The sequence below is a fragment of the Flavobacterium sp. FPG59 genome (assembly GCF_002150205.1).
In the GTDB taxonomy this organism is placed as follows: Bacteria; Bacteroidota; Bacteroidia; order Flavobacteriales; family Flavobacteriaceae; genus Flavobacterium.
Genome location: NZ_MTCA01000095.1, coordinates 1 through 11,467, shown reverse-complemented (window position 1 = coordinate 11,467; position 11,467 = coordinate 1). Strand labels below are relative to the sequence as shown.

Annotated in this window: 10 protein-coding genes; 5 read left to right on the top strand and 5 right to left on the bottom strand. The window is 36.4% G+C overall.

What is annotated here, in order from left to right:
- Positions 1-86 precede the first annotated feature (86 nt).
- Positions 87-692: a hypothetical protein gene (locus FPG59_RS09705; protein ID WP_086454412.1), complete on the top strand. Its 606-nt coding sequence runs from the start codon at positions 87-89 to the stop codon at positions 690-692.
- The gene (mfd, locus tag FPG59_RS09700; RefSeq protein WP_086454411.1) at positions 685-4,053 is read left to right on the top strand and encodes a transcription-repair coupling factor; all 3,369 of its coding nucleotides are present in this window, start codon (positions 685-687) and stop codon (positions 4,051-4,053) included. The genes FPG59_RS09705 and mfd overlap by 8 nt, the downstream gene beginning before the upstream one ends.
- 60 nt (positions 4,054-4,113) lie before the next feature.
- Here the strand turns inward: mfd and FPG59_RS09695 are convergent, their stop codons facing one another.
- The 3 genes from FPG59_RS09695 to FPG59_RS09685 form a co-directional block, all read right to left on the bottom strand.
- Positions 4,114-4,770 (bottom strand): aspartate kinase, encoded by a 657-nt coding sequence (locus FPG59_RS09695; RefSeq protein WP_086454410.1) that lies wholly within the window; start codon positions 4,768-4,770, stop codon positions 4,114-4,116.
- Positions 4,771-4,880: 110 nt separating this feature from the next.
- Positions 4,881-5,240 (bottom strand): YraN family protein, encoded by a 360-nt coding sequence (locus tag FPG59_RS09690; protein WP_086454409.1) that lies wholly within the window; start codon positions 5,238-5,240, stop codon positions 4,881-4,883.
- 147 nt (positions 5,241-5,387) lie between these two features.
- Positions 5,388-6,284 (bottom strand): LD-carboxypeptidase, encoded by an 897-nt coding sequence (locus FPG59_RS09685; protein WP_086454414.1) that lies wholly within the window; start codon positions 6,282-6,284, stop codon positions 5,388-5,390.
- Between the two features lie 209 nt (positions 6,285-6,493).
- Between FPG59_RS09685 and FPG59_RS09680 the strand changes: the two genes are divergently transcribed.
- The 3 genes from FPG59_RS09680 to FPG59_RS09670 all read left to right on the top strand — a co-directional run bounded on the left by FPG59_RS09680 (position 6,494) and on the right by FPG59_RS09670 (position 10,007).
- Positions 6,494-7,618: an endonuclease/exonuclease/phosphatase family protein gene (locus FPG59_RS09680; RefSeq protein ID WP_254906677.1), complete on the top strand. Its 1,125-nt coding sequence runs from the start codon at positions 6,494-6,496 to the stop codon at positions 7,616-7,618.
- A 98-nt stretch (positions 7,619-7,716) separates the two neighbouring features.
- Entirely contained in the window at positions 7,717-8,256 is a 540-nt protein-coding gene (locus tag FPG59_RS09675) for a 3-hydroxyanthranilate 3,4-dioxygenase (protein WP_086454408.1), read from the top strand.
- Between the two features lie 197 nt (positions 8,257-8,453).
- Positions 8,454-10,007, top strand: a complete 1,554-nt coding sequence (locus FPG59_RS09670; protein ID WP_086454407.1) for an aldehyde dehydrogenase family protein — start codon at positions 8,454-8,456, stop codon at positions 10,005-10,007.
- A 75-nt stretch (positions 10,008-10,082) separates the two neighbouring features.
- On the opposite strand, the gene FPG59_RS09665 is transcribed toward FPG59_RS09670, so the two are convergent.
- The gene (locus tag FPG59_RS09665) at positions 10,083-10,580 is read right to left on the bottom strand and encodes a DUF6646 family protein (protein ID WP_086454406.1); all 498 of its coding nucleotides are present in this window, start codon (positions 10,578-10,580) and stop codon (positions 10,083-10,085) included.
- 41 nt (positions 10,581-10,621) lie between these two features.
- Positions 10,622-11,347, bottom strand: coding sequence for a metallophosphoesterase family protein (locus FPG59_RS09660; RefSeq protein WP_086454405.1), 726 nt, complete (start codon positions 11,345-11,347; stop codon positions 10,622-10,624).
- Between the last annotated feature and the right edge of the window lie 120 nt (positions 11,348-11,467).

Below are 11,467 nucleotides of genomic sequence, written 5' to 3'. Positions count from 1 at the left end.
ATATATAGGTACTAGATTGTTATTCGATTTCTATAATTCATAATTGTAAATTTACTTTGTAACTTTGTACTTTAACTTATGTAAAAATGAAATACTCTTCCTTTGTGTTCCTCATGCTGGTTTTACTTGTAAGCTCTTGTAAAGATGAGGTTGATAACCGCGTTTTGGAAAACAAAAAAGAAGTTCAAAAACAAGAAGTGATCTTAAAAAACATTCAAAAAAATTGGAATTTTTATGACACACCTCTTACTGATGCTTCCGAGAAAAGTTTGTCTTCCTGGAATGAATTCCGACTTTTTCTTGATGAATTATCTCAAAAACCAAAAAACACAGCCAACGCCTATCAGCGTAAAGCCAAAGCACTTTCTAAAAAAGCAATTGCGCTACAGGATAGAATTCCTTTTGAATTTGATAAACCTCAAATAAAAAGTAGAATTGCAACCCTAGTTACTAAGGTTCGAATGCTTGACTTATTTATACACCTGGATCAAATTCCAGATAAAAAAGTGGTTCTTTTGATAGCAGAAATAAATCTTGAATTAGTTTCGCTACAAAGACAAATGGATAAAATTGTAGAAAAAAGTAAGATCCCGCTAGAAGAAGGGGAATCTGAGCTTAGACGAATGCTAGATTCTACACGAGCAATTCCAAATACACCAATAATAGACCCAAATATACCCCGAGTTGAGTAAAACTGCCCTATACACGATCTATGATAATGCGCCTCAAAACCTGCAAATTGTTGCGTGTTTACAGGATAATAACGCCGTAAAAATGCATTTGTCGGGACTCTTGGGTTCGGCAGTGTCATTTGTAATTCGCTCTATTTTCAAAAAAGCAGAGTTGCCTTTTTTAATTGTTTTAAACAATAAGGAAGAAGCGGCCTACTACTTGAATGATCTCGAACAAATGATTGGAGAGCAAGACGTACTTTTTTATCCCGGTTCATTTCGTCGTCCGTATCAAATTGAGGAAACAGATAACGCTAATGTCCTGCTTCGTGCCGAAGTATTGAATCGTATAAATTCTAGAAAAAAACCGGCCGTTATTGTCACGTATCCCGAAGCTTTATTTGAAAAAGTGGTTACCAGAAAAGAGCTGGATAAGAACACCCTAAAAGTGGCAATCAATGATAAAATTTCGATAGATTTCATTAACGAAGTTTTATTTGAATACGAGTTTAAAAGAGTTGATTTTATTACAGAGCCTGGAGAATTTTCGGTTCGTGGAGGAATCGTGGATGTATTTTCATTTTCAAATGACGATCCGTACCGAATTGAGTTTTTTGGGGATGAAGTAGAAAGTATCAGAACCTTCGATGTAGCCACACAATTGTCTATTGCAACTCAAAAAAAGATCACTATAATTCCAAATGTTGAAAACAAAGTTTTTCAGGAAAATAGAGAAAGTTTTTTAGATTATGTTTCAGAGAAAACGGTCATTTTTATTCAAAATACCGAAGATTTTTTAGCACAACTTGACAAGCAATTTGGGAAAGCTGAGGAAGCTTTTGCAAAATTATCACAGGAAATAAAACGCGCTTCACCAGAACAATTGTTTCTGAATCAAGCCGAATTTATAAAAAGAGCTTTGGATTTCTCGATCGTCGAATGGAGTTCGAAGGCCATCTTTAGAACTACCAAAAAATTTGAATACCACATAAAACCACAGCCTTCATTTAACAAACAATTTGATTTGTTATTGAATAATTTAAACGAAAATCATTTCAATGGCTACAAAAATTATTTGTTTTGTTCGAATGATGCGCAAGCCAAGCGTTTTCATGATATTTTTGAAAGTTTAGACGAAGCCAATTCCGAAAACATTCGCAAGCAATATCACACCATTGTGCTGCCGTTGTATCAAGGTTTTGTGGACGAAGAAAACCAAATCACGTGTTACACCGACCACCAAATTTTTGAACGCTATCATAAATTCAGCATCAAAAATGGCTATTCAAAAAAACAAAATATCACTTTAAAAGAACTCACGACACTTTCGGTTGGAGATTATGTTACGCATATTGACCATGGAATTGGGCGTTTTGGAGGGTTGCAAAAAATACAAGTCGAAGGTAAAACACAAGAAGCGATTAAGCTCGTTTATGCCGATAATGACATTGTGTATGTGAGTATTCACTCCTTACACAAAATTTCAAAATACAACGGAAAAGACGGTACGCCTCCCAAAATATACAAACTGGGTTCGAATGCTTGGAAAATTTTAAAACAAAAAACTAAGGCGCGTGTTAAGCATATTGCCTTCAATTTGATTCAGCTTTACGCCAAAAGAAGACTTGAAAAAGGATTTCAATACGCGCCCGACAGTTATTTGCAAAATGAGTTAGAAAGCTCATTCATTTACGAGGATACGCCAGACCAAACTAAATCAACCGCAGAAGTAAAAGCGGATATGGAAAGCGATAGACCGATGGACCGCTTGGTTTGTGGTGATGTAGGTTTTGGTAAAACCGAAGTAGCTATTCGTGCGGCTTTCAAAGCAGTTGATAATAGCAAGCAAGTTGCCGTTTTGGTTCCCACAACCATTTTGGCTTACCAACATTATAGAACTTTTAGCGAGCGTTTGAAAGATATGCCGGTTTCAATAGGGTATTTAAATCGTTTTAGAACCGCAAAACAAAAAGCCGAAACATTAAAATTATTAGCCGAAGGCAAACTCGATATTGTGATAGGAACCCATCAATTGGTCAACAAGAATGTAGTTTTCAAAGACCTTGGTTTGTTGATTGTAGATGAGGAACAAAAATTTGGTGTCAACGTTAAAGACAAACTCAAAACCATTGCTGCTAATGTGGATACCTTAACTTTAACGGCAACTCCAATTCCGAGAACCTTGCAGTTTTCATTGATGGCGGCTCGAGATTTATCAGTTATTACTACGCCTCCGCCAAATAGATATCCTATTGAGACCAATGTTGTTGGCTTTAGAGAAGAGACTATTCGAGATGCGATTTCGTATGAAATTCAGCGAAACGGACAGGTTTTCTTTATCAATAATCGAATAGAAAATATTAAGGAAGTAGCCGGAATGATTCAGCGTTTGGTTCCCAATGCAAGAGTAGGTATTGGTCATGGCCAAATGGATGGCAAAAAACTCGAAGAGTTGATGTTGGCTTTCATGAACGGAGAATTTGATGTTTTAGTAGCAACAACCATTATCGAAAGCGGATTAGACGTACCGAATGCGAACACGATTTTTATCAATAATGCGAATAATTTCGGTTTGTCTGATTTGCATCAAATGCGGGGTCGAGTAGGACGTAGCAACAAGAAAGCGTTCTGCTATTTTATCTGTCCGCCATATTCAAGTATGACCGAAGATGCTCGTAAACGTATTCAAGCCTTGGAACAATTTAGTGAATTGGGAAGCGGATTTAACATTGCCATGAAAGATTTAGAAATTCGTGGTGCAGGAGATTTATTGGGCGGTGAGCAAAGCGGTTTTATTAACGAAATTGGTTTTGATACGTATCAAAAAATCATGAACGAAGCTATTGATGAGTTGAAAGAAAATGAATTCAAGGATTTGTATCCGGAGGAAAACAATTTGGAAACCAAAGAATACGTCAAAGAATTACAAATTGATACTGATTTTGAATTGCTGTTTTCAGATGAGTACATCAATAATGTAGCAGAGCGATTGAGTTTGTACAATGAGCTAGGTGATGTAAAAAATGAGGAAGAGCTTACTGTTTTTCAGGATAAATTAATTGACCGTTTTGGTCCAATGCCGCCACGTGCCAAAGCGTTGATGAACAGCATACGCATTAAGTGGATTGCTACACGGGTAGGAATCGAGAAATTAGTGATGAAGCAAGGCAAAATGATTGGCTATTTTGTCTCGGATCAACAATCCGATTATTACCAATCCAATCGTTTTCAAAACGTATTGCAGTTTGTGCAAAAAAACAGTGCTATTTGCAAAATGAAAGAAAAGCAAACTCCAGCAGGATTACGTTTGCTATTAACCTTTGATGATGCTAAAACTACGCGTAGGTGTTTGGAATTGATGGAGATGTTGGGTGGAGAGTAAGATATTCTCAAAGCTTCCAGCCTTCCAAAGGCTGGAAGCTTTGTTTATTGTAGAATGTTTTTAATTCTTCAAATCCTTTATTACTTTAAATGCCACATCTACTTGTTCTTCACTTACTAAAATAGTGAACTCGTTTGATGTCGAAATTACTTCGTTAATAATAATTCCTTCCCAAGCCAAACGTTGAAAAATGAAATAATAAATCCCAGGAACTACAATGTTTTCTTTGGGTAATTTTACGGTAATTGAGGCCAGGTTATCTAGTTTCTGAATCAATTTTTCGCTTGCAAAATGTTTGTCTACAAGATGATTGATGCTGTTGCTTACTACAATATTCGTTTCGTTTACCCCTCTTGATGACGTATAAAAAATATCTGGTAATGCATTGATATCTGCAATTAAATCAGCCTGTTTGTTCAAAACCGTTTCTGAGGCTGCAAAAGTATAGTCTGTCAAAGCTGATCGAACGGTGATTTCGCCAATATTTTTGATGACTTTATTGATCTTGTGGTTGAGTCTAAAATCCAGCTCCTCTGTCAATCTCTTCAACGCCATTACTACAGCACCTTGTTTCACTTCTTTACCAAATTCACTTTCCAACTCTGTCATTATATTTCTTGATAATGAGGTCAAGTTGATGATGCCTAGTGATAAAGCATTTAGTAAAAAAGGTTTAGTTTTAATGTAGTTTTCAACAATTGAAGAAACAGTTTTCATGATGGATTTTTTTTAGTTGGTCGTTATTTTACGCGTAGTTAGTGTGTAAATAGAGTGCAAAGATAAATAAAAAAACATTTTGTTACAAATATAACATCTAGAAAATGTGTTTAAAAGTGATAAAACGCATCGATAAGGTGCTCAATCACAAAAGATTTATCTTCTTTAAGAATGGCTATGATATCAAAACGAACTTCTAAGTCAAGATCATTTTGAGTGACAAAAGCATCTACAGCCTTTACTAAGAGTTGGATTTTTTTGGGCTTCACAAAATCCTGTGGTAAACCAAAATCCAAGGAAGATCTTGTTTTTACTTCAACCACGGCAAGAACACCTGCTTTTTCAGCCAAGATGTCAATTTCTGCTTTTTGAAACGTATAATTGGTTTGCAAAATAGTGTAGCCTTCCTTTTGGAGGAATTCAACAGCCATTTCTTCTCCAAGTTTGCCAAGTTCGTTGTGTTCAGCCATTTAAAAATTTTGTTTCAAGTTTTGAGGTTTCAAGTTTTTTAATTTCTGCAACTAAAATTCATCAATAAAAAAACATAATTCAGTGTACTGCATACGTTCCTAAACTGCTTCTGTCAAGTCTCCCACTCCTTCGGAGGGAGGCTTTATTTATTCAAATGTAAGCGTTCCGCCTTTTTCCTGCACGTCTAGTGTGACCTTACTTCCCAAAATCAATGCTCTATTGTCTTGAATGTGCCCGGCTGGGAAATTATACAATATTGGAATTGAGTATTTTTGTGTAACGTCTTCAATAATTTCGATCGCATTTTTTCCCCACGGAATATCGTTGTCTTTCATTTTTGTCATAGATCCTACCACAATTCCTTTAATGCTTTCGAGGCAACCGTTGCGCTTTAAGTTGATCATCATTCGGTCTATGTGATACAAATATTCATCTAGATCTTCGATAAATAAAATTTTATCAGAACAATCAATTGCAGATCTAGAGCCAAATAGACTGTACAAGATGGATAAATTTCCGCCAACTAATTGACCTGTTGCTTTTCCGAGTTTGTTTTTTGAAAAGGATGTGACTGAATATGATAATTTCTCACCAAACAAAGCTTTTCTTAATGATTCAACTGCTTGCGGAGTTGCTCTTGGTGCAGTGAGCGGCATGATGGCATGAAGCGATTGGTATCCTAAGGTATTCAAATGACTGTGTAATACGGTCACATCGCTAAAACCAACGATCCATTTTGGATTTTTTTTAAAATTTGTAAAATCTAATAAGTCGACCATTCTAACCGTGCCATAGCCGCCTTTCACACACCAAATTGCTTTGATGTTAGGGTTGTCTAACTGCGCTTGAAAATCGGCTGCGCGTTGCTCATCTGTACCCGCTAGTTGGTTGTTGTCTAATCCAATCGTTCTTCCAATGATTACCTCAAGGCCCCAACTGTGTAGCAAGTCAATTGCTGGCTTTAAGTTATCATCAATATTTTTTCTGGCTGTTGCTACAAGGGCAATTGTATCTCCTTTTTGTAAATAAGGTGGTGTTATCATAGTGGGTTGGGATTGACAAGGGAATGTTCGAAAAACAAAAATAAACAATAGTACCCAATAAAAAATGGGATTATAAATGTTGTGTGTATTGGTATACTGTTTCATCAAATTAAGCAACACGGTTTATGATTTCAAAGATAGTCATTTAAGAAAGAATACGAAATTCGATACAAATCACTATTTTTATCCTGAATTAATTGATTTTAATTATGTTGTACTTTAAAGTTAGGTTTTACAAAACCCTATTAGCACTCGTTTTTTTGTTGGGTTGGAGTTCGGTTGGGAATGCTCAATCCAAAAAATACATTATTCATACTGTAGCTTTTTATAATTTCGAAAATTTATTCGACACCATAAACGACCCAGACACTTATGATGAGGAGTGGACACCTAAGGGCACCCAGAAATGGACGTATGATAAATATCAAAAAAAACTTAGTAATCTAGCTCGTGTGCTTGCAGAAATTGGTTCTTCAGAAAATCCAGATTCACCCACATTCATTGGTGGATGCGAGATAGAAAACCGTGCTGTACTAGAAGACCTTGTGAAAGAACCAAAAATCATTGATAAAGATTACGGAATCATACATTTTGATTCGCCCGATAAAAGAGGAATCGATGTAGCCTTGTTGTATCAAAAAAAGAAATTCCAACCCACTAGCTTTAGCAATATCCCTTTATATCTTTATAAAAAAGGAAACTCACAAACTGAAGAGGTTCTCGAAAAAACTGAGGATATAACAGATGATAAACCTCAAGTAAACACTAAAAATTATAGAGTATATACTAGAGACCAACTTTTAGTAACTGGTTTTCTAGAGGGTGAGGAAGTCCATATTATTGTGAACCACTGGCCATCGCGTTCTGGAGGTGAAAAAAAATCAAGCCCGTATCGCGAGGCAGCAGGCTTATTGAACAGAAAAATAATTGATTCTTTGCAGCGCATTAATCCTGAAGCAAAAATCATCACCATGGGCGATCTCAATGATGGACCTTATAATAAAAGCGTAAAAATAGGGCTTGGCGCCAAAGCCAAAAAAGACTCCGTACCACAATTTGGGATTTACAACCCCTTCGAAGAAATGGCTCAGAAAGGTTTAGGTACCATTGCGCACCGAGATGCCTGGGATATTTTTGATCAAATAATGCTTTCCGAAACTTTAATTCGTTCCGATTTCTCCAGCTATCGTTTCTGGAAAGCAGGTATTTACAACAAGTCTTTTTTGATACAAAGCAGTGGGCAATACAAAGGATATCCGTTGCGTCATTCAGTATCCGAAATTGGTTTCAGCGATCACTTTCCCGTTTATTTTTATTTAATCAAACAAAAATAAGGCTAAGCTACCTTCGTTTTTTTGTCAAAAATTAGTCGCTTGATTCATTTAAAATCTTAGTACCTTAGTGGCTTAGTAACTTTGAAACTCATACTAAAATGGCAATCGCAAAACCTTTCAACCTCAATGCATGGATTAATGAGAACCGTCATCTTCTTAAACCGCCCGTGGGGAACAAAAATTTATATACAGAGTCTGGTGATTATATCGTTATGATTGTTGCTGGTCCAAACGCCCGCAAAGACTATCATTACAATGAAACGGAGGAATTATTTTACCAACTTGAAGGTTCGATAAAAGTAATTATTCAAGAAGATGGAGAACGCAAGGAAATGGAATTGCATCCTGGCGACATGTATCTCAATCCAGCCAAAACGCCTCATTCGCCTGTGCGTTCCGAGGGTTCTATTGGGCTGGTTATTGAACGCAAACGTGCGGGTCAAGGTTTTACCGATGGCTTACTGTGGTTTTGCGATAATTGCAACCATAAACTTCATGAAGTTTATTTTGAACTGCACAATATCGAAAAAGATTTCCTGCCGCATTTCAAACATTTCTATAATTCAGAAAGCTTGCGCACTTGCGATTCGTGCGGCACAGTCATGCAGGCCGATCCTAAATTTGTTTCTAAAGACTAGTTTTTTTTAGGAGCTTTTTCCCGTCATCCGCTGTATTCCCGATTAAAAAAACTACGGCCGAGAAAGCCTTGTTTTTTAAAATCGGGAGATGCCGCTACTACCGGGGCTAGAACAAAATAAAATACCAAAGTGTATTTTTCAAGCTTAAATCAATATATTTGTAAAAAAATATAACAATATTTAATAAAAAAGTTACAATGATAACAATAGCAGATCAATTCGGAATGAAAGAAGCATTGGCGCAATTGGGCGTACAACCCATAAACGAAGGAACGTCAACAGGAATAAATCATTTTTCAAACGGTGAAATTCTAGAAAGTCATTCACCAGTAGATGGCCAGCTGATAGCTTCGGTAAAAACAACAACCGCTGCCGATTATGAAAAAGTAATGCAGACTGCTACTGAGGCATTCAAGACTTTTAAAACAATGCCAGCGCCACAACGCGGTGAAATTGTACGCCAGTTTGGTGAAAAATTACGTAAAAATAAAGAAGCTTTAGGCAAGTTAGTTTCCTATGAAATGGGGAAATCATTGCAAGAAGGATATGGAGAAGTTCAAGAAATGATTGACATCTGTGATTTTGCAGTAGGATTATCTCGTCAATTACACGGTTTAACCATGCACTCTGAACGTCCTGGACATAGAATGTATGAACAATACCATCCAATGGGAGTTGTGGGAATCATTTCAGCTTTCAATTTTCCAGTAGCAGTTTGGGCTTGGAACACAGCATTAGCTTGGATTTGCGGCGATGTTTGCGTTTGGAAACCATCTGAAAAAACACCTCTTTGTGGTATTGCTTGCCAAAATATTATTGCCGAAGTAATTAAAGAAAACAATCTTCCAGAAGGAATTTCTTGTTTGATCAACGGAGATTATAAAGTAGGCGAAATGATGACTAACGACAAACGCGTTCCGTTGGTATCTGCAACAGGTTCTACTCGTATGGGTAAAATTGTAGCGCAAGCGGTTGCTGCTCGTCTTGGAAAATCATTGTTAGAACTAGGTGGAAACAATGCCATCATTGTAACTCCTGATGCGGATATAAAAATGACAGTTATTGGTGCTGTATTTGGTGCCGTAGGAACAGCAGGTCAACGTTGTACTTCAACACGTAGATTGATCATTCACGAAAGTATTTATGATACAGTAAAAGATGCCATGGTATCGGCTTACAAGCAATTGCGTATTGGTAATCCATTGGATGAAAACAACCATGTTGGGCCATTAATTGATACTCATGCTGTAGAAATGTATAATAAAGCATTAGAAAAAGTAGTTACCGAAGGTGGAAAAATTCTTGTAGAAGGTGGAGTGTTTTCTGGTGAAGGTTTTGAAAGTGGTTGTTATGTAAAACCAGCTATTGCTGAGGCTGATAACACTTTTGAAATTGTACAACACGAAACTTTTGCACCCGTATTGTATTTGTTGAAATACTCAGGAACGGTAGAAAATGCCATTGCAATTCAAAACGGAGTAGCACAAGGATTGTCATCCGCTATTATGACCAACAATTTGCGTGAAGCTGAATTGTTTTTATCAGTAACGGGTTCTGATTGTGGAATTGCAAACGTAAACATTGGAACTTCTGGTGCCGAAATTGGTGGTGCTTTTGGTGGTGAAAAAGAAACTGGTGGCGGTCGTGAGTCTGGCTCCGATGCTTGGAAAGTGTATATGAGAAGACAAACCAATACCATCAACTACACCACAAGTTTACCCTTAGCACAAGGAATCAAATTTGATTTGTAATTGAATAAATAGAAATACTAAAAAAGGCAATTTGAAATTTCAAATTGCCTTTTTTTATTTTAAAATAGTTTTGTTTTACAAATTGAAAGACGCTCCAACATTAAATGAGAACTGATTGTTTAATTTGTCAAAACCTATAGGATTCGTTTTGTAGCTAGCAATAGGAATTCCAGCTTCGGTAAAAATTCCGAAACCTTCAGTAAAGAAATAACGGAAACCCAAGTGAGCACCAAAATTGCGCAAACCTAAATCAAGACCAGGATAGATATCCATTTTTGGGTCTAGTTCAAATACGTTTCCTAAATTAGCGCTAAATCTTCCTTTTACGTCAATTCTATCTCCAAATTCTGGTTTGTTTCCCAGCGCATCATTCGACACAGATAATAAATAAGAAGAAGCAATCCCGAAAGACATGTTTTCCCCCAAACCAAAATCTGTTGCAACTCTTATTCCTGTACCTCCGTCTTGAATTGTTGCACCAAGGTCAAATTTTACATCTCCAGCTCCTTTAAAAGCTTGAGCTTGTGACAGACCTACTGTTAATAGCAATGCTAGTGTAATAATTTTTTTCATACTTATTTTTTTTTAATGGTGTAAAAGTACTGCAATAATAATTAATTTCTTCCTTTTTCGTCAAAATACAATTGATGTAAAGGCTCGCTTTGCCAGAACTCTTTAGTATCTACATCAAGTATGGTTAGCGCTCCTTTAAAAGCAGCTCCTGTGTCTACGTTCCATACATTTGCTTTTTGTACGGGAGTGGTTTCACCTATACGGGTCACAGGAGTGTGTCCTATGTAAATTTCTTCATATAATGTAAAACGTTTCGGGTAAAAGGGGTGGTCTGTTTTCATTCTCTCGTCAAGAGCTAGTGCTGTTTCCCACAAGGTTCTATCCCAGTAAAACTGTCCCGGAAAATATTCAAAATTAACTCCGTTTATATTTGTGAAACCAGCATGAACATACAAGCGTCTTTTATCATCAAGATGGTAATTTTCTAATGATTTTAAAAAAGCAATGTGTTTTTGTTTTGTAGCTACGCTTACAAGCTCATAGGCGTTTACGGTTGCTTCACCGCCATGTTTATACCATAATAGATTGTCTTTACTCTCATCAAGCCATTCTAGTAACAAATCATCGTGATTGCCACGTATACAAACACAATTTTGTTTTGTTTGTAAATCTATAATAAAATCTAGTACTTGAGGGGATTGACTCCATCCATCAACATAATCACCTAAAAAAATAAGTTTATCTTTTGTGGTAACTTTGGCTCTTTCCATTATTTGGTGGAGTGCTCTTAAACCACCATGGATATCGCCAATTACAAGTGTTCTCATGTACGTACTATTTTTTTTAATGTTGCAAAAATACTATATAATTATTCTAGTTGATACTTTTTTTTAAAAGCCAAAATACACTTTCTTTTTTACTTTTAAGATTAAAGAATAGCTGAATTT

What these genes read in the sequence shown, in the direction of transcription:
- FPG59_RS09705 (WP_086454412.1), top strand. Translation starts at nt 87, where the DNA reads ATGAAATACTCTTCCTTTGTGTTCCTCATGCTGGTTTTACTTGTAAGC.
- FPG59_RS09695 (WP_086454410.1), bottom strand. Translation starts at nt 4,770, where the DNA reads ATGAAAACTGTTTCTTCAATTGTTGAAAACTACATTAAAACTAAACCT.
- FPG59_RS09690 (WP_086454409.1), bottom strand. Translation starts at nt 5,240, where the DNA reads ATGGCTGAACACAACGAACTTGGCAAACTTGGAGAAGAAATGGCTGTT.
- FPG59_RS09685 (WP_086454414.1), bottom strand. Translation starts at nt 6,284, where the DNA reads ATGATAACACCACCTTATTTACAAAAAGGAGATACAATTGCCCTTGTA.
- FPG59_RS09680 (WP_254906677.1), top strand. Translation starts at nt 6,494, where the DNA reads ATGTTGTACTTTAAAGTTAGGTTTTACAAAACCCTATTAGCACTCGTT.
- FPG59_RS09675 (WP_086454408.1), top strand. Translation starts at nt 7,717, where the DNA reads ATGGCAATCGCAAAACCTTTCAACCTCAATGCATGGATTAATGAGAAC.
- FPG59_RS09670 (WP_086454407.1), top strand. Translation starts at nt 8,454, where the DNA reads ATGATAACAATAGCAGATCAATTCGGAATGAAAGAAGCATTGGCGCAA.
- FPG59_RS09665 (WP_086454406.1), bottom strand. Translation starts at nt 10,580, where the DNA reads ATGAAAAAAATTATTACACTAGCATTGCTATTAACAGTAGGTCTGTCA.
- FPG59_RS09660 (WP_086454405.1), bottom strand. Translation starts at nt 11,347, where the DNA reads ATGAGAACACTTGTAATTGGCGATATCCATGGTGGTTTAAGAGCACTC.